Origin of the sequence: Amycolatopsis antarctica, assembly GCF_002262875.1 — a bacterium.
Lineage (GTDB): Bacteria > Actinomycetota > Actinomycetes > Mycobacteriales > Pseudonocardiaceae > Amycolatopsis > Amycolatopsis antarctica.
Genome location: NZ_NKYE01000022.1, coordinates 84114 through 102654 on the forward strand (window position 1 = coordinate 84114; position 18541 = coordinate 102654).

At 70.8% G+C, this 18541-nt stretch carries 17 protein-coding genes and 1 tRNA gene; 8 read left to right on the plus strand and 10 right to left on the minus strand.

The genetic code is table 11. The annotated features are described in order from the left end of the window. Nucleotides 1-145: 145 nt before the first annotated feature. Nucleotides 146-1534, plus strand: a complete 1389-nt coding sequence (locus CFN78_RS26505; protein ID WP_094865788.1) for a dihydrolipoyl dehydrogenase family protein — start codon at nt 146-148, stop codon at nt 1532-1534. 8 nt (nt 1535-1542) lie between these two features. On the opposite strand, the gene CFN78_RS26510 is transcribed toward CFN78_RS26505, so the two are convergent. Beyond that, nucleotides 1543-2994, minus strand: a complete 1452-nt coding sequence (locus CFN78_RS26510) for a hypothetical protein (protein WP_338065554.1) — start codon at nt 2992-2994, stop codon at nt 1543-1545. A gap of 433 nt (nt 2995-3427) precedes the next feature. Here CFN78_RS26510 and CFN78_RS26515 point away from each other — a divergent pair, with 433 nt between their 5' ends. Further along, nucleotides 3428-3904 (plus strand): DUF3145 domain-containing protein, encoded by a 477-nt coding sequence (locus tag CFN78_RS26515; RefSeq protein ID WP_094865789.1) that lies wholly within the window; start codon nt 3428-3430, stop codon nt 3902-3904. 51 nt (nt 3905-3955) lie between these two features. Continuing rightward, nucleotides 3956-4558: a hypothetical protein gene (locus tag CFN78_RS26520; RefSeq protein ID WP_094865790.1), complete on the plus strand. Its 603-nt coding sequence runs from the start codon at nt 3956-3958 to the stop codon at nt 4556-4558. A gap of 54 nt (nt 4559-4612) precedes the next feature. On the opposite strand, the gene CFN78_RS26525 is transcribed toward CFN78_RS26520, so the two are convergent. The 7 genes from CFN78_RS26525 to CFN78_RS26555 form a co-directional block, all read right to left on the minus strand. Continuing rightward, a complete protein-coding gene (locus CFN78_RS26525) occupies nt 4613-5860 on the minus strand; it encodes a beta-ketoacyl-[acyl-carrier-protein] synthase family protein (protein WP_094865762.1) in 1248 nt (415 codons plus the stop codon). A 61-nt stretch (nt 5861-5921) separates the two neighbouring features. Further along, nucleotides 5922-6167 (minus strand): acyl carrier protein, encoded by a 246-nt coding sequence (locus tag CFN78_RS26530; protein ID WP_094865763.1) that lies wholly within the window; start codon nt 6165-6167, stop codon nt 5922-5924. 61 nt (nt 6168-6228) lie between these two features. Beyond that, nucleotides 6229-7212 carry a beta-ketoacyl-ACP synthase III gene (locus CFN78_RS26535; RefSeq protein ID WP_094865764.1) on the minus strand — a complete coding sequence of 328 codons (984 nt, stop codon included), beginning with the start codon at nt 7210-7212 and terminating at the stop codon, nt 6229-6231. Continuing rightward, nucleotides 7209-8153: an ACP S-malonyltransferase gene (locus CFN78_RS26540; RefSeq protein ID WP_094865765.1), complete on the minus strand. Its 945-nt coding sequence runs from the start codon at nt 8151-8153 to the stop codon at nt 7209-7211. The genes CFN78_RS26535 and CFN78_RS26540 overlap by 4 nt, the downstream gene beginning before the upstream one ends. 142 nt (nt 8154-8295) lie before the next feature. Then, nucleotides 8296-9498: a PucR family transcriptional regulator gene (locus tag CFN78_RS26545; protein WP_094865766.1), complete on the minus strand. Its 1203-nt coding sequence runs from the start codon at nt 9496-9498 to the stop codon at nt 8296-8298. Between the two features lie 75 nt (nt 9499-9573). After that, nucleotides 9574-9801, minus strand: a complete 228-nt coding sequence (locus CFN78_RS26550) for a type II toxin-antitoxin system antitoxin (RefSeq protein WP_094865767.1) — start codon at nt 9799-9801, stop codon at nt 9574-9576. A 12-nt stretch (nt 9802-9813) separates the two neighbouring features. Next, nucleotides 9814-10740, minus strand: a complete 927-nt coding sequence (locus CFN78_RS26555; RefSeq protein WP_094865768.1) for an SPFH domain-containing protein — start codon at nt 10738-10740, stop codon at nt 9814-9816. Nucleotides 10741-11079: 339 nt separating this feature from the next. On the opposite strand from CFN78_RS26555, the gene CFN78_RS26560 reads away from it, so the two are divergent. Both CFN78_RS26560 and CFN78_RS26565 read left to right on the plus strand, forming a co-directional pair. Then, the gene (locus tag CFN78_RS26560; protein ID WP_094865791.1) at nt 11080-11961 is read left to right on the plus strand and encodes a mechanosensitive ion channel family protein; all 882 of its coding nucleotides are present in this window, start codon (nt 11080-11082) and stop codon (nt 11959-11961) included. Nucleotides 11962-12100: 139 nt separating this feature from the next. After that, the gene (locus tag CFN78_RS26565; RefSeq protein WP_094865769.1) at nt 12101-12736 is read left to right on the plus strand and encodes a nicotinamide mononucleotide transporter family protein; all 636 of its coding nucleotides are present in this window, start codon (nt 12101-12103) and stop codon (nt 12734-12736) included. A 13-nt stretch (nt 12737-12749) separates the two neighbouring features. Here CFN78_RS26565 and CFN78_RS26570 read toward each other — a convergent pair whose 3' ends face one another. Next, a complete protein-coding gene (locus tag CFN78_RS26570) occupies nt 12750-13961 on the minus strand; it encodes an alpha-hydroxy acid oxidase (protein ID WP_094865770.1) in 1212 nt (403 codons plus the stop codon). A gap of 119 nt (nt 13962-14080) precedes the next feature. Beyond that, nucleotides 14081-16888, minus strand: a complete 2808-nt coding sequence (aceE, locus tag CFN78_RS26575; protein ID WP_094865771.1) for a pyruvate dehydrogenase (acetyl-transferring), homodimeric type — start codon at nt 16886-16888, stop codon at nt 14081-14083. A gap of 450 nt (nt 16889-17338) precedes the next feature. Here aceE and CFN78_RS26580 point away from each other — a divergent pair, with 450 nt between their 5' ends. From CFN78_RS26580 to CFN78_RS26590, 3 genes are all read left to right on the plus strand, one after another. Beyond that, nucleotides 17339-17764, plus strand: a complete 426-nt coding sequence (locus tag CFN78_RS26580) for a DUF3052 domain-containing protein (protein WP_094865772.1) — start codon at nt 17339-17341, stop codon at nt 17762-17764. Between the two features lie 76 nt (nt 17765-17840). Then, nucleotides 17841-18305, plus strand: coding sequence for a peroxiredoxin (locus CFN78_RS26585; protein ID WP_094865773.1), 465 nt, complete (start codon nt 17841-17843; stop codon nt 18303-18305). Nucleotides 18306-18338: 33 nt separating this feature from the next. Continuing rightward, nucleotides 18339-18413 (plus strand) — tRNA-Val (locus tag CFN78_RS26590). The last annotated feature ends 128 nt before the right edge of the window (nt 18414-18541 follow it).

Here is an 18541-nt window from a genome sequence, read left to right on the forward strand (position 1 = left end):
GATACCGGTCCGAGTCGCTTTTCCTTGCGTGAACCCAGGGTTCCGCTCCGCTCGCGGCGGCCGGTGCGACCGATCTCACGATCGCGTGGCCGCAACCGGATGAGGCCGGGTTGCGGTGGCTCCCGTCGTGGTGTGCGCTGAGTTCATGGCTGACGAGACGTACGACGTGGTGGTCATCGGTGGCGGACCGGTCGGGGAGAACGCCGCGAGCAGGGTCGTTCAGGGCGGGTTGACCGCCGTGCTGATCGAGAGCGAGCGATACGGCGGGGAATGCTCCTACTGGGCGTGCATGCCGAGCAAAGCCTTGCTGCGACCGGGAAATCTGCTCGCCGCCGCGAAGCGCGTCCCCGGGGTGCCGGTCGGTGACCGGATCGACCCCGCCGCGGTGTTCGCCCGCCGGGACTCGTTCACCTCGCACTGGGACGACAGCGGCCAGGTGGACTGGGCCGAGGGGGCGGGCATCACGACCCTGCGCGGGCACGGGCGGATCACCGGTGAACGTGAGGTCACCGTGGGCGACCGGATCGTGCGCGCCCGGCACGCGGTGGTGGTGTGCGCCGGCAGCGTGGCGAAGACACCGCCGATCGACGGCCTGGACGCGATCGAGGCGTGGACCTCGCGCGAGGCCACCTCGGCGAGTGAGGTGCCGGACCGGCTCGCCGTGCTGGGCGGGGGCGTGGTCGGGGTCGAGATGGCGCAGGCGTGGGCGGCGCTCGGCTCCACGGTGGACCTGATCATCACCGGTCCCCGGCCGCTGCCGATGTTCCCCGGCTTCGTCGGTGACGCTGTCGCGAAGGGACTCGCCGAGACCGGGGTCCGGCTGCATGCCGGCTCCGGGCTGGATTCCGTGTCGCAAGTGGACGGATTCGTCCGGTTGTCCCTTCTGGGTGGCGAAGAACTGGAGGTGGACAAGTTGCTGCTCGCCACCGGGCGCAGGCCGGCCACCGACGACCTCGGCCTCGCCTCGATCGGCCTGCGGGACGGCGATCCGCTGGACGTCGGCGACTCGGGCCTGGTGTCCGATGTGGAGGGTCGGTGGCTGTTCGCGGCCGGCGACGTGACCGGCCGCGCCCCGCTGACCCACCAGGGAAAGTACGAGGCGCGGGTGGTCGGCGACGTGATCGCGGCGCAGGCCCGCGGCGAGACGGTGGACGCCGGTCCGTGGACCCGGTACGCCGCGACGGCCGACGAGCACGCCGTACCGCAGGTCGTGTTCACCGATCCGGAGGTCGCCTCGGTCGGACTCACCGAACCCCGGTTCGGCGTGCACCGCAGCGTGGAGATCGATCTCGCCGTCGCGGGCGGTGCCCTGCATGCCGACGGGTACACGGGACGGGTGCGCATGGTGGTGGACGCCGAACGCGAAGTGCTGCTCGGCGTGACCTTCGTCGGTCAGGACGTCGCGGAGCTCCTGCACGCCGCCACGATCGCGATCACCGCCGAGGTGCCCCTGCGCAGGCTCTGGCACGCCGTGCCCGCCTACCCGACGATCAGTGAGATCTGGCTGCGGCTGCTGGAGGAGTACGGGCTGTAGCCCCGGCGTCAGTCCGCGACGGGTATGCGCAGGCCCGCCGCGGCGGCCCGGACCAGGTCCGGATCGTCCGGTGTGGACGGTCCGCCGATCAGGCAGGCCTGCACGAGACGGACCGAACCGTTGGCCGTCGAACTGGCGTACGCGGTCGTCTCGAACGCGGGCGGGGCCGAGGGCCAGCGGCCGGTGGCCGTGGCCAGGTCGGCGATGCTGCCGGTACCGGGGGTGTCCGCGGCGGCCTTGAACCGCTCGGCGGCGGCCGCGTCCTCGAAGGTCGCGACCGCCACCGACACGGCGATGCGCTTCCCGGCCACCTCGGTCTCGAAGCTGCCGCGCCGCAGCGTGCCGCAGTCGGTGGCTTCGAGGTCCGCCTGGAGGTCACCGGTGGCGTGCGGGGCGCAGGTCGGATCCGAGCCCATGGCGCGTTCGGTGAACGTGATCCCGTCGATCGGCGCGGAGGTGGGAGCGGCGGGCGCGGGTGGCGGAGCGCCGGTGGCCGCGGGCGCCTCGTCCGTGTCCTCGGCGCCGGTCGCCAGCACGATCGCCAGCACCAGCACGCCGAGCAGCAGCACGCCCGCCGCGATGGGCACCCAGCGCACGGTCACCGGGCGGCGCGGGACGGCCCGCACGGGCGCCGCGGCCGGTCGGGGAGCACCCGCCGGAGCGGGTGAGCCGAACACGTGCGCCCTGGCCGCCGGATAGCCGGCGGACGGGCTCGCGGTGGGCGCCTGCGGTACCGGAGCGGGCAGGGGCTCTTCCCGCGGGGGAGCGGGCTGCGCGGGGGCCGGGGGTGCCCCGGGATGTTCCGCGGGGACGGTCACGGTCGCGATGGCGAGCGGGTGCTCCGGCGCGGGCTCCGGGGGTGTGGCCCCGGCGAATCCCTCCGCGGCCAGTGCGGCAGCGCTCGGCGGGCGGGCGTCCGGCGCGAACAGGCGCAGGATCGCGCCCACCTCGTCGACCGTGCACGGCCGATCCGAGGAGGCGAGCGAGACGGTGGCCGCCAGCATGCTCGTCGGCGTCGGGTACAGCACTCGTGTGGTGCCGTTGAGTTCGGCGGGCGGGGCGTCGACGGTCTCCACGTACGGCCCGACCGCGATCACGGTGCCGGTGGCCAGCCCGCCGGGCAGCACCGGCCGCAGTGCGTCGAGCAGCCCGTCGGCACCGGCGACCGCCTCCACCGCGGGGTTCACCGCCTCACCGGTGCGCACCAGCGGCCAGCCGTCCGCCTTCCACTGGCCGGTCAGCGGGGCGTCGAGGCGCATCGCGGGATCGGGCAGGTCCACGGCGACGACCACGATCACCCCACGCGGCAGGACCACCAGGGCGTCGACGGACCGCTCGGTGCCCGGTACCCGGACACCGATCAGGGCCACCCCGCCGACCACCGTGTTCCCGCGTCCGAGAGAGGTCAGCGCGGCGCGGATGTCGTCGGAGACCCGAGCGGACTGAGCGGAAAGGCGCACCAGCCGCACCCCGCACCTCCCCACGTCGTACCCGGCGAACGCTGCACAACTTAGCGCGCGGGAGCGCGCCCGGCGTGGGTACCGCACCGGGTTCGGGCGATCCGTTCCGAGCGGGGTGGTCCGCCAGGGCCCGGTTCGCCGCGCCGCGACACGCCGAGGTGAGGCGACACGCAACGGGAAGAGTGGAGCCGGACGGCCGGAAATCGCAGGTGGAGTGACTTTTGTCGTGTTACGAGAGGTGATTCACGAGGTTCGTGTGGCCAAAAGGCAGTGTTGAGGTGCACACTTGCGGTGCGATAATGTGATATCGCACGTCAGGCCGCTTCGGTGGAGTGATCGCAGACAACCGCAGCTCGCGAGGTCGTAGGGGAAGACGCCCCTCGTCGAGTACCGGAGGTCAGCAGTGAGCACCACCCGTGGCAACACCCGTGGCGTGCTGTACGTCCACTCGTCGCCGTCTGCGGTCTGTCCGCACGTCGAGTGGGCGATTTCAGGCACGCTAGGCAGTCGAGTCGATCTACAGTGGACGGCACAACCGGCCGCTCCCGGCCAGCTCCGTGCGGAGTGCGACTGGAGCGCGTCCGCGGGCACGGCCGGCAAACTCGCCGGCGCGCTCAAGGCATGGCCGATGGTGCGCTTCGAGGTCGCCGAGGAACCCAGTCCCGGGGTCGACGGCGAGCGTTTCTGCTACGCGCCCGGACTGGGGCTGTGGCACGGCCGCACCAGCGCCAACGGTGACATCGTCGTGGGCGAGGACCAGCTCCGCACCATCGTGGCGAACAGCCGTGCAGGGGAGGTGCTGGCGCACCGGCTCGACGAACTGCTCGGGGCGAACTGGGACGAGGCCCTCGAACCGTTCCGGCACGCGGGCGACGGCGCGCCGGTCACCTGGCTGCACCAGGTGGGCTGAGGTACGGGCTGAGGTCGAGGTGCCGGATGGACGACGACTAGGCTCGTGCGCGTGCCCGCTTCGTCCACCACACCCGCCCGGCAACGCTGGCTGGTTCCCGTGCTGGTCGCGGTCGTCGCGCTCACCGTCGGCGGCGGCCTGCTGGTCCGCGAGCTGTATCGCCAGCCGCTGAACGCGCAGACCCGGAGCAACGTCATCGCGACCCCCTCCGCCACCCCGCTGCGGCTCGATCAGCAGCCCGGCGCCCGCACCGTGGACATGACGCCGGACGCGAGCGCGCATCCGGAGGACGAGGCCGTGCGGGCGTTGCTGCAGACGTACTTCGATGCCATCAACGACCGCAGTTACGAGCGCTGGAAGACGACGGTGTCCGCGGACCGGGCGCGCACCAAGACCGAGTCGGTCTGGCTGGACGAGTACGGCTCCACCCGCGACGGAAGCATCATCGTGTACCGCATCGAATCCGCACCGGACGAGAACCTGCAGGTACTCGTCGGCTTCACCAGCACCCAGGACTTGGTGGACGCCCCACCGGACCTGCAGGAGGAGTGCATCCGCTGGCGGCTCGCGCTGCCGGTGGTACGCGAGGGCGGGCAGTGGAAGGTCGACACCGTGCCCACTCGCAGCGTCCCGGAACAGATGGCCTGCGACTGAGCGATGCCGCGGACCGGCTGCCCGCCGATCCGCGGCACGGCTCGTGCCGACCGCTCAGGCGGCGGTGAACAGCAGCGCGGTGTTGTGCCCGCCGAAACCGAACGAGTTGCTGACCGCCGCGGTCAGCGCGACCTTGCGGGCCTCGCCGGACACCACGTCGAGGTCGACCCTCGGGTCGAGCGTGTCCAGGTTCCGGGTGGGCGGCACCAGGCCGTGATGGACCGCCAGGATCGTGGCGATCCCCTCGACCGCACCCGCTCCGCCGACGAGGTGGCCCATCGCGCCCTTCGGCGCGGTGACGGCCACGTGATCACCGACCGCCTTGCGGATCGCCGCGGCCTCACCGATGTCGCCGACGACGGTGGACGTGGCGTGCGCGTTGACGTGCCCGACGTCGGCCGCGGCGAGCCCGCCCATCTCCATGGCGTGCCGCATCGCGGTGATCTGCCCGATGCCCTCCGGGTGGTTGCCCGTGATGTGGTAAGCGTCGGAGGTGATGCCGTAACCGCTGAGCGTGGCGTAGATCCGCGCACCGCGGGCCCTCGCCCGGTCGGCACGCTCCAGTACGACCACGCCCGCGCCCTCACCCAGTACGAAGCCGTCCCGGTCGGCGTCGAACGGGCGCGAGGCCAGTTCCGGGGAGTCGTTGCGGGTGGACACCGTCCGGGCCTGGGCGAACCCGGCGATGGTGATGGGGTGGATGCACGCCTCCGCGCCACCGGCCACCACCACGTCCGCCCGGCCGTTCTGGATCATCTGGTAGCCGGAGGCGATGCCCTCGGCACCCGAAGCGCAGGCGGAGGCGGGCGAGTGGACGCCCGCCCGCGCCTTGAGCTCGATCCCCACGTGCGCGGCGGGACCGTTGGGCATGAGCATCGGCACGGTGAGCGGGGAGACCTTGCGGATGCCGTGCTCTTCGAGCAGGTCGTCCATGTTGAGCAGGGTGACCGGGCCACCCATGCCCGTCCCGATCGAGACGCCGAGCCGTTCGGGCTCGACATCCTGCGACTCGTCCGTCGGCTCGGAAAAGCCGGCGTCCGCCCACGCCTGGCGCGCGGCGAGGATCGCGATCTGCTCGCAGCGGTCCAGCCTGCGTGCCTGCACCCGGGGGATGACCTCGGTCGGTTCCTGCGCCAGCGTCGCGCCGATCTTCACCGGGAGGTCGAAGCGCTCCACCCAGTCGGCTTCGATCGTGCGGACGCCGCTCCGGCCGGCGAGCAGGCCGTCCCAGGTGGACGCGACGTCACCGCCGAGCGGAGTGGTGGCGCCGAGCCCGGTGATCACGACGTCGATGTTGCTCATTGGTCACTCCCCGCGTTCCGTGTTCCCGCTCTGGTTCCCGCTCTGCCGTGCCGGATGATGCCTACTTCGAGTGGGCCGCGACGTAGTCGACGGCGTCGCCGACGGTCTTGAGGTTGGCCAGCTCGTCGTCCGGGATCTTCACACCGAACTTGTCCTCGGCCTGCACGGCGATCTCCACCATGGACAGCGAGTCGATGTCCAGGTCGTCCACGAAGGACTTCTCGGCGCTCACGTCGTCCTGAGCGACACCGGCGACCTCTTCGACGATCTCGGCGAGTCCGGCCAGGATCTCCTGCTTGTCAGCCACGTGCTGTTCCTTTCCTTGTTCCTTGTCGCCGGATGAGCACAGTGCGCACCCGGAGGTCGAGCTACGGGCAGATCGCGACCTGTCCCGCGTACGAGAGGCCGGCACCGAAGCCGACCATGAGCAGCACGTCACCGGAGGAGACGGTGCCGTCCCGGCGCATGTGGTCCAGCGCGAGCGGGATCGACGCCGAGGAGGTGTTGCCGCTGTAACGGATGTCGTCGGCCACCACCATGTCCTCGCGCGCGCCCTTGGAACGCAGGCGCTTCGCGATCGCCTCGACGATGCGCAGGTTCGCCTGGTGCGGGATGAGTACGTCCACATCGGACGGTTCGAGCCCGGCGAGTGCCAGTGCCTTCAGCGCGATCGGGGCGATCTGCGTGGTCGCCCAGCGGAAGACCGCCTGGCCCTCCTGGTAGATGAACCGGTGCTCGCGCATGTAGATCGTGTCGACGAGGTCGCCCGCGCTGCCCCAGGCGACCGGCCCGATGCCGGGCTGCTCCGCCCCGCCGACCACCGCGGCACCCGCGCCGTCGGCGAAGATGATCGCGTTGGCCCGGTCGGCCGGGTCGACGACATCGGTGAGCTTCTCGGCGCCGATCACCAGCGCGGTCCGGGCCGAGCCCGCGCGCACCAGGTCGGACGCCACGCCGAGGCCGTAACAGAATCCGGCGCAGGCGGCGTTCAGGTCGAACGCCCCGGCGGCCTGGATGCCGATCCGGTCGGCCACCTGTGCGGCGGCGTTGGGGATCGGGGAGGGCATCGTGCAGTTCGGCACGATCACGGTGTCCACTTCGGACGGTGCGACGCCCGCGTCGGCCAGCGCCCTCGTCCCGGCTTCCACGGCCATGTCGACCAGTCGCTCGTCCTCGCGGGCGAAGCGCCGCTCGACGATGCCGACGCGGTCGCGGATCCACTGGTCGTTGGTGTCGAGGGTCTGGGCCAGGTCGTCGTTGGTCACCCTGCGCTCGGGCTGGTAGCTGCCGATGCCGAGCAGGCGGGTGGCGGCGGGACCCTGACCGAGACGGATGGATGCACGCCCGGTCACCGGGCGGTCTCCTGCCCGGCGTCGAGGGCGCTGCCGAGCTCGGCCGGGGTCTTGAGGGCGACGGTCGTGGTGACGGTGCCCTTGAGCTGACGCTTCACCAGACCGGTCAGCGTGCCCGCTGGGGGCAGTTCGACGGTGGCCGTGACGCCCAGCCCGACCAGTCCGTCCATGGTCAGATCCCAGCGCACCGGCCTGGTTACCTGGCCGACGAGCCGGTCGAGGTACTCCCGGCCGCTGGTCACCACGGTGCCGTCGGCGTTCGACAGCAGCGGGCGGACGGGGTCGGCGGGGGAGATGCCCGCCGCGTGCCCGCGCAACTCGTCCTCGGCCGGGGCCATGAAGCCGGTGTGGAAGGCGCCGGCGACCTTGAGGGCGCGGACCTTGGTGCCCTCCAGCGGCTCGGCGACGATCCTGGCGATGGCGTCGGCCGCGCCCGAGGCGACGATCTGCCCGGCCCCGTTGCGGTTCGCCGCGGCCAGGTCGTGGTCGGCGAGCCAGGCGACGACCCGGTCCGGCTCACCCAGCATCACGGCCGCCATGCTGCTCGGCTCGGCCTCGCACGCCTTCGCCATCGCGGCGCCGCGGACGGCGGCCAGTGCGACGGCCTCGGCGTCGGTGAGTACCCCGGCGATCGCCGCCGCGGCGAGCTCGCCGACCGAGTGACCCGCCACCGGTGCGTCCGCGGGCAGGGCCCGTTCCCGCCGGAGCTCGCCGTGGGCCAGCAGTGAGAGCGCCACGATCAGCGGCTGCGCTATCGCGGTGTCCTGAATCTCGTCGGCCTCTGCCTCGGTTCCGAGGCGCACCAGGTCGAGTCCGGCCCGGTCCGACCATTCCAGGACGCGCTCGCGCGCGCCGTCGAGTTCGAGCCAGGGGGTGAGCATGCCGGGAGCTTGGGAGCCCTGTCCGGGGGCGAGGAGGGCAATCACCTTTACAGGGAACACGGTCGAGGGTCCGTCCGGTGATGCCGTGGCTCACGAAGTACTCGCGCGTCAGTTGTAGGAACCCTACAAAGGTGGCGCCCGGATGAACGAATGTGCCGAGAGCGACTTGTCGGGTTCGGGTACCCGTCACATGTGGCGCCGGTCACCACAGACCGCGAGCGCGGGCCAGTCTGCCGACGGTCAGCCCGGTGCGCAGCACGTGGGCGTCGCGGGGGTCGGCGGCGTGCCGTCCGGTCAGTTCCGCGGCCCGGCGAAGCCGGTAGCGCACGGTGTTGGGGTGCACGAACAGCGCTCGCGCGCACACCTCGAGCACGCCCCCGCTCTCCAGGTAGGCCTCGACCGTCCGCAGCAGTGCCGGGCCCGCGTCCTCCAGCGGCCGGGCGATCTGCTCGACGAGCAGTCGTTCGGCCTCGGCGTCCCCGGTCAGCACCCGCTCCGGCAGCAGGTCGCCCGAGCGTGCGGGACGCGGAGCTCCCGGCCAGCCGACGACGGCGCGCAGCCCGGACATCGCGTCGCCCGCGCTGCGGTGCGCCTCGGCGAGCGTGGCCACGGTCGGCCCGGCCACGACCGGTCCCTCGCCGAACGCCACCGTCATCTTGCCGAGGGCCTCGCCGTCGCCGTCCGGGCCGGAGAGCACGACGACGAGCCGGGCGCCCTGGACGCTGAGCAGCACCGCCCTGCCGATCCGCGCGGCCCGGCTGCGCACCTCGAACACCACGGTCGGCGGGTCGTCCGAGGGCGGGTTGCCCACCAGCACCGTCGCGCTGGCCGCGGGATCCCAGCCGAGCGCGGAGGCCCGCGAGAGCACCGACTCCTCGGCGTCGCCGCGGACGATGCCGTCGACCACGAGAGCTTCCAGCCGGGCGTCCCAGGCGCCGCGTGCCTCGGCGGCGGCGGCGTAGGAGTTGGCCGCGGCGAAGGCGATCTCCCTGCCGTAGCGCAGGATCCCCTCGATCAGCTCCGAGCGTTCCCGTTCGTCGGCCGCCAAACCGGGCAGTTCGTCCTCGAAGACCTCGATCGCCAGCCGGACCAGCCCGACGGTCTGGCGCAGGCTGATCGACCGGGACAGTTCCTCCGGCGCGCCGCGGAACGCCTCGGTGCTGAGCTGCAGCGCCTCCTTCGAGTCGCGCAGCCAGCTCACGAACCCGGCCGCCCCGGCCTGGGTGATGAGCAGGACGCTGGCCCGCTGCTCGGCGGGCATCCGGCCGAACCAGGGCAGCCGCTCCTCCATCGCCGCCACGCTGGCCGCGGCGAGCCGTCCGGAGGCGCGTTCCAGTTCACGCAGGGTCCGCACGGACAGGCCGTGCCGTCTCGGCTCCGGCCCGCTGACGTTCGGCTCGCTCATCGTGCGCCCATTCTAGTCGCGGGCGTGCCGCCGGTCGCTGGTCGCCGGGAGCGGCCGACCGGCCACTCCCGGCGATCAGGCTTCCTCGCCCCCGGGGTCCTCGCGCTCCTCGGCGCGTGGTCTGCCGCGCGGCCGGATCCGGCCGACGTCACGGGGCAGTCTGCCCGAGTCGGCCAGCGCCTGCCGGAGCACAAACTCGATCTGCGCGTTGGTGCTGCGCAGTTCGTCGGCCGCCCACCGGGCCAGCGCGTCGTGCACCGCCGGATCCAGTCGCAGCAGGAGTTTCTTGCGTTCGCCCGGCACATCGGCCGCCGGTCAGTAGAGGCTGCCGGCGTTCACGACCGGCTGGGTGTCGCGATCACCGACGAGCACGACGAGCAGGTTGCTGACCATCGCCGCCTTGCGTTCCTCGTCGAGTTCCACGATGTCGTGCTCGGCGAGCCTGCCCAGCGCCATCTCCACCATGCCGACGGCACCCTCGACGATGCGCTGCCGGGCCGCGACCACGGCACCCGCCTGCTGGCGGCGGAGCATGGCCTGGGCGATCTCCGGGGCGTAGGCGAGATGGGTGATCCGCGATTCGATGACCGTGACTCCAGCGGACGCGACCCGGGCGCCCACTTCGGTCGAGAGCTTCTCGGTGATCTCCTCGGCGTTGTCGCGCAGGGAGAGCGCGTCCGCGCCGTGGGTGTCGTACGGGTAGCTGTTGGCGATGTGCCGGACGGCGGTCTCGGTCTGGATCGCGACGAACTCCACGAAGTCGTCCACCTCGAACAGTGCCTGCGCGGTGTCCTGCACCTGCCAGACGACGACGGCCGCGATCTCGATCGGGTTGCCGTCGGCGTCGTTCACCTTGGCCACGTCGGTCTCGTGGTTCCGGATCCGGGTGGAGACCCGCATCCGGGAGGCGATCGGGTTCACCCACTGCAGGCCGTCGGCACGCAGCGTGCCGGTGTAGCGGCCGAGGATCTGCACCACGCGGGCCTCGCCGGGGGCGACGGCGGTCAGGCCCGCCAGCAGCACGAGCCCGCCGAGGAAGAGGAGCACGCCGGCGACGAACAGCGCGACGCCGGCGGCGCCCCAGATGTTCGCACCGACGATGGCCAGCGCGGTGCCCGCGGCGACCACCAGCGTCAGCGTGCCGAGCATCGGGAAGCCGCGTACGGCGTGCACCACCCGTTCGCGGGTGTGCGGTGTCGGCATGTCCACCGCCGAGGTGGTGCCGGTGCGTGTCGTGGTCATCGCGCCCTCCAGTGAGTCGTTCCTGCGACGATGGCAGCAACGTATCATAGTGATATCACTTTTCGGCTCGAGGTCATCCCGGCCGGGCGGTGCACGTGGATGTGGTGGGCGCGATGGGCGAAAAAAACCCGAGGCCGCCCGGCGCGCTGCGTGTGGCGCTGCGCCGGACGGCCTCGTCTCCCCGGTCCCCACCGGTACGTCCACTATGGACTCTGTTGATCGTCCGGCGCCAGCGTTCTCACCCGTTCGTGGTCCCTGTTCGAGTTGTCGGCCCGCTGGGGGTGCCCGACAATTCCGGGCACACAACTCAATTCTGAGCTACGAACCGAGGAGGAAATGGTGGGCGAACAGCTCAAAGATGGGCTGGGTCAAGCGTGGAACCTGATCGCCACGTTCGTCCCGAAACTCATCGGATTCCTGATAATCCTGTTGATTGGCTGGCTGATCGCGAAAGGGGTGTCCAAGGGGCTGTCACTTGTCTTGGGGCGCTTGGGTTTCTCGAGGCTCATCGATAAGACCGGACTGTCCGGATTCCTCAAGCAGTCGCGCGTGGACGCGACCGAGATCATCAGCAAAATCGTTTATTACTTCATTCTGCTGATCGCGCTGCAACTTGCTTTCGGGGTTTTCGGCGAAAGCAATCCGGTCAGTCAGCTGCTCAATGACGTGATCGCGTTCCTGCCGCGCATCGTGGTCGGTATCGTGCTCGTCATCGTGGCCGCCGCCATTGCGAAAGCCGTTCGCGATCTGGTGGCGAGGGCCCTGTCCGCCAGGCCTGCCGGGCCGTTGCTCGGTACCGTCGCCTACTGGCTGATCATGGCCTTCGGCATCATCGCGGCGCTGAACCAGGTCAACATCGCCACCACCGTCACGACGCCGGTCCTGATCACCGTGCTCGCCACCATCGGCGGCGTGATCGTCGTCGGCTTCGGCGGCGGGCTGGTCAAACCCGCGCAGGAACGCTGGGGCGGCTGGCTGGACAACCTGCGCGGCCAGTTCGGCGGTGCGGGCCAGGGCGCCCACAGCGGCACGCTCGGCCACGGCGCCGCCCAGGCGACCGCCACCCAGGTGCAGCCGGGCCAGGCCGCTCCCGGCCGTCCGGCACAACCCGGTGCCGGAGGACAGGTGCACCCGGGCCAGCCGGGTCAGCCGGGTCAGCAGGGCGGGCCGAGGGCCGAGCCGCCGACGCCGCCCTCGGGCATCCCGCCGCTCGAGCGTTGATCGACCGGCATCCGCGATACTCCCGGCCCGGGGTCCGAACGGACTCCGGGCCGGGAGTGTGTTCCGCGCCTCACAATCGCTAGGGGAATCCCGAGGGCCGGGTGCATGTTGTCCGGTGGGGGATTGGAAGGAGCCTGCCGTGGAAATCCTGCTGGAACACGGAGTGACCGTCCTGGGGCAGTGGATTTCCTACGCCGAACTGCTCGGGCAACTCTGCGCGCTCGCGGTGGTCTTCCTCGCCCAGCGGCGGACCCTGTGGACCTGGCCGGTGCAGGTCGGGGCCACGGTGATGCTCTTCGCCGTCTACGCCTCCGCCCACCTCGGCGGGTTCGCCGGCAGGCAGGTCGCGATTTTCGCCATCTCCGTCTACGGCTGGTGGGCCTGGTCGCGCAAGCGGGACCCGGTCTACGGCATAGCCGTACGCAAGGCCGGCACCCGGGAACGGCTGGTCATGGCGGCCGCCTTCGTCACGGGCACCGTCGCGATGGCGCTGGCGCTCGACGCGCTGGGTGCCTCGTGGGCACCGTGGCCGGACGCGGCGATCTTCGTCGGCACCCTCGTCGCCTTCGCCGCCCAGGGCGCGGGGCTGGTCGAGTTCTGGCTGGTCTGGCTGGTCGTCGACGCCGTGGGCGTGCCGCTGCAGATCGCGTCCGGGCTCTACTTCTCGGCCGCCATCTACCTCGTCTTCGCCGCGCTGGTGGTGCACGGCTGGTGGAGCTGGAATCGGTCCGCGCGGCAGCAGGCCGGAGCACTCGCGCACGCCGGCGCGCGCTGAAGTCCCGTCCGTCTCAGCGCACGGTGGCGTGCGTGGGCCGGAGGTCGGCGATCCGGCGGACGCCCAGGAGCTGCATCGTGCGGACGATCTCGGCGCGCAGGATGTCGACGCAGCGCTGCACGCCCCGTTCGCCGCCCGCCATGAGCCCGTACAGGTACGCCCGGCCGATCAGGCAGTTGTGCGCGCCCATCGCGGTCGCCGCGACGATGTCGCCGCCGGAGAGGATGCCGGTGTCCAGCCATACCTCCGCGTCCCCGCCCACGGCGTCCAGCACCCGCGGCAGTAGCTCCAGCGGCGTCGGTGCGCGGTCGAGTTGCCTGCCGCCGTGGTTGGACAGCAGCACGGCGTCGGCCCCCGCGGCCACCACGCGGCGGGCGTCGTCGACGTTCTGGATGCCCTTCACCACCAGCGTGCCCGGCCAGGTCCGCCGGACCCAGTCGAGGTCCTCGTAGCCCAGCGTCGGATCGAACATCTTGTTGATCAGCTCGGCGACGGTCCCGTCGAAGGAACTCAGCGAGGCGAAGGTGAGCGGTTCGGTGGTGAGCAGGTTCATCCACCACGCCGGGTGCGTCGCCCCGTCGGCGAAGGTGCGTAGCGTCAGCGCGGGCGGGATGGTCAGCCCGTTGCGGACGTCGCGCAGCCGCGCCCCGGCGACCGGGGTGTCCACGGTGAGCATCAGCGTGTCGTAGCCCGCCGCGGCGGCGCGGCGCATCAGGTCCTCACCGGCACCGCGATCGCGCCAGACGTAGAGCTGGAACCATCTCCGCGCGTCCGGCGCTTCCTCGGCGACGTCCTCGATGGAGGTCGTGCCCATCGTGGACAGCGAGTACGGGATGCCTTCGCGCTGGGCCACCCGGGCCACCGCGCGCTCGCCCTCGTGATGCATCATCCGGGTGAACCCGGTCGGTGCGAACGAGAACGGCAGCTCGGAACGCCTGCCCAGTACCGTCGCCGATGTGTCCACATCGGACACTCCACGCAGGACGTTGGGGCTGAACTCCACCCGCCGGAACGCCTGCCGGGCGCGGAGCAGGCTGTCCTCCAGCTCGGCCGCGCCGTCGGTGTAGTCGAACACCGCCCGCGGGGTGCGCCTGCGCGCCACCGTGCGCAGGTCGGCGATCGTCTGCGCGGCCGCGAGCCTGCGGTCGGTGGGGTTGAGCACCACGGGGCGGGGACGCAGGATCTCGGCGAGCTCCGCGGGACGCGGCAGTCGGCGCTTGGTCACTGGCAGGACACCTTTCTCACCGGTTTCGGACGTCTTCCGCACGTCTTTGGCCGCTACGCGAGGGGCCGCGGGCACGACGGTCGATGTCGTGTCCGCGGCCCCGTGCGCTCGCGCGATCCTCAGGCGTTGCCCGCCTCCTGGGTCGAGGGGCCCGCCGCGGACACGTCGTCGATGCGGTACTGCTGCGCCGCCTCGACCACCTTCGCCTGGTCGACCTCGCCGCGCTTGGCGAGCGCGGTGAGCACGCCGACCACGATGGACTCGGCGTCCACCAGGAAGTGGCGGCGCGCTGCCGGGCGGGTGTCGGAGAAGCCGAACCCGTCGGTGCCCAGGGTGACCATGTCGGTGGGCATCCACGGACGGATCAGGTCCGGCACCGCGCGCATCCAGTCGGACACCGCGACCACCGGCCCGGCGACCTCCTGCAGCGCCTGCGTCACGTACGGCACGCGCGGGGTGTCGCCCGGGTAGAGCAGGTTGTCGTGGTCGATCTCCACGGCCTCGCGCCGCAGCTCCGTCCACGAGGTCGCCGACCACACGGCGGCCCGCACACCCCACTCCTCGGCCAGCATCCCCTGCGCCTTCAGCGCGTCCGGCATGGTGACGCCGGAGACGAGGATCTGCGCCTCCGGGCCCTCGCCCGCCGGTGCGTCGGCGTACTTGTACAGGCCCTTGAGCAGCCCGTCCACGTCGAGGCCCTCGGGCTCCGCGGGCTGCTGGTACGGCTCGTTGTAGATCGTCATGTAGTAGAAGACGTTCTCGCCGTTGCCGTCCGGGCCGGTCTCGCCGTACATCCGGCGCAGACCGTCCTTGACGATGTGCGCGATCTCGAACGACCACGCCGCGTCGTAGGCGACCACGGCCGGGTTGGTGGCCGCGAGCAGCAGGGAGTGCCCGTCGGCGTGCTGCAGGCCCTCACCGGTGAGGGTGGTGCGCCCCGCGGTGGCGCCGAGGACGAACCCGCGGGTCATCTGGTCGGCGGCGGCGTAGAGACCGTCGCCGGTGCGCTGGAACCCGAACATCGAGTAGAAGATGTAGATCGGGATCATCGGCTCGCCGTGGGTGGCGTACGAGGTGCCCGCCGCGGTGAACGAGGCCGTGGAGCCGGCCTCGTTGATGCCCTCGTGCAGGAGCTGCCCCTGCTCGGACTCCTTGTACGCCAGCATCAGGCTCGCGTCGACGGAGGTGTAACTCTGCCCGTTCGGGTTGTAGATCTTGGCCGTCGGGAACATCGAGTCGAGGCCGAAGGTGCGGGCCTCGTCCGGGATGATCGGGACGACCCGCTTGCCGATCTCCGGGTCCTTCGCCAGTTCCCGGATGAGCCGGACGAAGGCCATGGTGGTGGCCACTTCCTGCTTGCCGGAGCCCTTGCGGATCGAGTCGTAGATCTTGTCCCCGGGCAGCACCAGTGGCTTGGACTTGCCGCGCCGTTCCGGCAGGAAACCGCCGAGGGTCTTGCGCCGGCCGATCATGTACTCGATCTCCGCGGACTTGTCACCGGGGTGGAAGTACGGCGGCAGCTTCGGGTTCTCCTCGAGCTGCGCGTCGGTGATCGGGATGCGCTGCGCGTCGCGGAAGAGCTTCAGGTCGTCCAGCGTCAGCTTCTTCATCTGGTGGGTCGCGTTGCGGCCTTCGAAGGACGGCCCGAGGCCGTAGCCCTTGATCGTGTGCGCCAGGATCACCGTCGGCTGGCCGTGGTGCTCCAGCGCCGCGTTGTACGCCGCGTACACCTTGCGGTAGTCGTGACCGCCGCGCTTGAGGTTCCAGATCTCGGCGTCGGTGAGGTCCTTGACCAGCTCCTTCGTCCGGGGATCCCGGCCGAAGAAGTGCTCGCGGACGTAGGCGCCGTCGTTGGCCTTGTACGTCTGGTAGTCGCCGTCGGGCGTGGTGTTCATGACGTTCACCAGCGCGCCGTCGCGGTCGGCGTGCAGCAGCGAGTCCCACTCGCGGCCCCAGATGACCTTGATGACGTTCCAGCCGGCGCCGCGGAAGAACGACTCCAGCTCCTGAATGATCTTGCCGTTGCCGCGTACCGGCCCGTCGAGCCGCTGCAGGTTGCAGTTGATCACGAAGGTCAGGTTGTCCAGGCCCTCGCCCGACGCGACGTGCACCAGACCGCGGGACTCGGCTTCGTCCATCTCCCCGTCGCCGAGGAACGCCCAGACGTGCTGGTCGTCGGTGTTCTTGATGCCGCGGTCGCGCAGGTAGCGGTTGAACCGCGCCTGGTAGATCGCGTTCATCGGGCCGATGCCCATGGAGACGGTCGGGTTCTCCCAGAAGTCCGGCATCAGCCGCGGGTGCGGATAGGAAGGCAGCCCGCCGCCGGGACCGGCGTGCGAGTACTCCTGCCGGAAGCCGTCGAGCTGGTTCTCGGTGAGCCTGCCCTCCAGGTAGGCGCGGGCGTAGATGCCGGGGGAGGCGTGACCCTGGATGAAGATCTGATCGCCGCCGCCGGAGTGGTCCTTGCCACGGAAGAAGTGGTTGAAGCCCACTTCGTAGAGCGCGGCGGAGGACCCGTAGGTGGAGATGTGCCCGCCGACGCCGACGCCGGGACGCTGCGCGCGGTGCACCATGATCGCCGCGTTCCAGCGGATGTAGGCGCGGTAGCGCCGCTCGATCTCCTCGTCACCGGGGAACCACGGTTCGTTCTCGGTGGGGATCGTGTTCACGTAGTCGGTGGTGCTCAGCGGCGGCAGGCCGACGTTGCGCTCGCGGGCGCGTTCCAGCATGCGCAGCATCAGGTAGCGGGCGCGCTGCTGGCCACCGCGGGCTAGGGCCTCGTCGAAGGAATCGAGCCACTCGGACGTCTCGTCCGGGTCGATGTCCGGCAGATGCGCGGCCAGGCCGTCACGGATGACGCGCACACGTGCGGGCGACCTGCCCGCGGACGTCTCGGTGCTCGCGGCCTCGTTGCTCTGGGGGGCCAAGGGTTCTCCTCGCCAAGATGGTGGTAGCAGTGTTGCCTTGTACGCAGCCGCCGAGGGCCGCCGTCCGGCGCCGTGTTCCGGCGTCGTCCGGTTGCCATGCTCGTCGCGGATCCGAGTCCCGTCACCACTACTCGGCGGTAACCTTCTTCGGTCCGCTGCGGCACCGCTGCGCTGCGGATTGTCCCCTCGGGGACCTGCCCTCCAGCCTAGGGGAGAGTCTCCGCGCGGGCGCACCCGCGCGGGCGGAACGAGCACCGGATACCGGTCGCGCGGAGGTCCCCGGTACGCCTACGCTGCGGTACGAGTTTGGCGAAGATCCGGTGTGGACGGTTGCGCGGTGCGCCTCACCAGTGTTCGCTAACCCCAATCGAATACATTTGTGTGGCGGCCGGCACCGTGAGCACCCGCCGGACGCACCGTCATACCGTCGTCAGCAGGAGGAGCGAAGTCGTGGTCGCCGCGGGAGACGCTGATCAGAACAGCGTCGCCGAAAGGCTTGGTATCAAGCCGGACATGGTAGTTCAGGAGATCGGTTGGGATTCGGACGTCGATGACGACGCCCGGGCCGCGATCGAAGAACATATCGGCGGCGAACTCCTCGACGAGGACGCCCAGGAGGTCATCGACGTCGTGCTGCTCTGGTGGCGCGAGGACGACGGTGACCTCGGCGACGCGCTGATGGACGCCAGGGGGCCGCTCGACGAGAACGGCGTCATCTGGGTCCTCACACCCAAGACCGGCCAGCCGGGACACGTCGAGCCGAGCGAGATCTCGGAGACGGTGCCCGCGATCGGCATGTCGCAGACGTCCAACGTCAGCGTCGGCCCGGGATGGGCGGGCACCCGCCTGGTACCGAGGTCGACGTCACGCAAGTGACACCGGCACCCCACGTTAGGGTTGGTTCGCCCGCGCACGGTTCGCCGCGGGCGAACCCGCGGGAGAGGAAGCTTCAATGTCGGTCGAGGTCGGTTCGCAGGCTCCGGACTTTGCGCTGAACGACTACAACAAGCAGGAAGTGCGGTTGTCCTCGTTCCAGGGTGACAAGCCTGTGCTGCTGGTCTTCTACCCGTTCGCGTTCAGCGGCATCTGCCAGGGTGAGCTCTGCCAGATCCGGGACGAGTTCGCGGACTACGACGGCAAGGGCGTGCAGGTGCTCGGCGTCTCGGTGGACACCCCGTTCTCGCTCAAGGCGTGGGCCGAGCAGCAGGGCTACCAGTTCCCGCTGCTGTCCGACTTCTGGCCGCACGGCGAGGTCGCCAAGGCCTACGGCGTGTTCAACGAGGGTGCCGGCCTGGCCAACCGCGGCACGTTCCTGATCGACACCACCGGGGTCGTCCGCTACGCCGAGGTGAACCAGCCCGGCGAGGCGCGCGACCAGGCGGCGTGGAAGAAGGCCGTGGCCGAACTGGCCGCATGATCCACCGGTGACGCCCCGCGGGGCGTCATTACCGGGCGCATAGCTCAGCGGGAGAGCACTCGGTTTACACCCGAGCGGTCGCAGGTTCGAATCCTGCTGCGCCCACCATTGTGATGTCTCAGGACATCGGCGACAGTCGGACCGACGAAGTGTCGGTTCGGCTGTTGTTATGTGTGGGGTCGGCGGGTGGGCCCTTTGGGGGCTCCGGTGGGTTGGTAGTCGCGTCTGGGGTTGAT